A 1,416-nucleotide genomic window follows, 5' to 3' on the forward strand; every position below is an offset into this window, starting at 1 on the left:
CAAGCGCTTGCAGAGCGGTTATCTGCGACCGCACATGAGAGATGTGATCATCGAGCAAGGCGTTGACGGCGGTACAAGGCTGATGAGGGTCGTCCTGATAGCTCTGTAGTTCGTGAATCTCAGCCAGTGACAGGCCCAGGATTCTGCAGCGACGGATGAAGGCCAGCCCCTCACCATGCTTCTCGGTATAGACACGGTAACCGTTGTCCTGCCGATCAGGCGGCGGCAACAAGCCCTGCTGTTCATAGAAGCGGATCGTCTGTGTTTCGACCCCTACCAACTGCGCCAACTGACCAATGCGCATCAGCCTCCTCCCCAACGGATTCTTTACTCTATTGACCTTATAGTAGCTTTATAGTTTTAAATGGTACCACAACATTGTTCAAGTGGAGTCGTATCATGAGCAAATCCTGTGGTGGCGCCTGTGGCGGTGATGCAACGTCCGCAGCGGATACCGATATACAGGCCTCCTCCGAGGCGCCAGGGAGATGGGTCAGTGTTTATGCCGTGCCGAAGATGGACTGTCCATCAGAAGAACGAATGATTCGCCTAGCCCTGAACGGCTTTGAGGAGATTCGGGCGCTGTCCTTCGACTTGTCGAACCGCCGGCTGAAGGTCGTGCATGACGGCGAGGTCGAGCCCGTCACCTCGAAACTGAAGACCTTGGGGCTAGGCGCCTCGCTTCAGGAAACCGTCGCTGCAAATCCGGAGACCATCAAGGCCGCCGAGTTTTCGGCAGCTTCTGCTAAGCAAGAATCCGGGACCCTGCGCTGGTTGCTCGGCATCAATGCACTTCTGTTCGTGGTGGAAATGACTGCCGGTCTGATCGCCCAGTCCACCGGCCTGATTGGAGAATCCCTGGACAATTTTGCCGATGCGGCGGTGTACGGGCTTGCCCTTTATGCGGTTGGACATAGCGTGAAAATGCAGGTACGTGCCGCGCATCTTGCTGGTGTACTGCAACTGATCTTGGCTGTGGGCGTGCTCGTAGAGGTGGTGAGACGCTTTGTATTCGGTAGTGAGCCTGAATCGCTGGTGATGATGGCTATCGCATTCGTCGCATTGATTGCCAATACCAGTTGTCTGCTGCTCATATCCAAACATCGGGAAGGCGGGGCGCACATGAAGGCAAGCTGGATATTCTCGGCCAACGACGTGGTGATCAACCTGGGGGTCATCACCGCCGGCGCCCTGGTCGCGTGGACCGGTTCCAATTATCCGGATCTGATTATCGGCACCATCGCGGGGGGCATTGTACTTAACGGTGCCAGACGCATTTTGGCATTGAAGGGTTAAATAATGCTCATTATTGGCAAAAAGCTCTTGGGACGCCACCACACGGCTCCAGGCAGAAGCCGCCCTGGACGAGTGGATAGCCACCATCCCGAAGGGCCAAAAGGAAGTCTGGAGCGATCT

2 protein-coding genes are annotated in these 1,416 nt (G+C 55.9%); one reads left to right on the forward strand and one right to left on the reverse strand.

Features of this window, described 5'->3' with window-relative positions:
* A partial coding sequence (gene cadR / locus G533_RS0119345) for a Cd(II)/Pb(II)-responsive transcriptional regulator (RefSeq protein ID WP_027951306.1) occupies positions 1 to 304 on the reverse strand: 304 nt, incomplete at its 3' end.
* 95 nt (positions 305 to 399) lie between these two features.
* Between cadR and G533_RS0119350 the strand changes: the two genes are divergently transcribed.
* On the forward strand, positions 400 to 1,296 hold the full coding sequence (locus G533_RS0119350; RefSeq protein WP_004574643.1) for a cation efflux transmembrane domain-containing protein: 897 nt from the start codon (positions 400 to 402) through the stop codon (positions 1,294 to 1,296).
* Positions 1,297 to 1,416: the final 120 nt, after the last annotated feature.

Origin of the sequence: Haliea salexigens DSM 19537, from assembly GCF_000423125.1 — a bacterium.
Lineage (GTDB): Bacteria > Pseudomonadota > Gammaproteobacteria > Pseudomonadales > Halieaceae > Haliea > Haliea salexigens.

What these genes read in the sequence shown, in the direction of transcription:
- G533_RS0119350 (WP_004574643.1), top strand. Translation starts at nt 400, where the DNA reads ATGAGCAAATCCTGTGGTGGCGCCTGTGGCGGTGATGCAACGTCCGCA.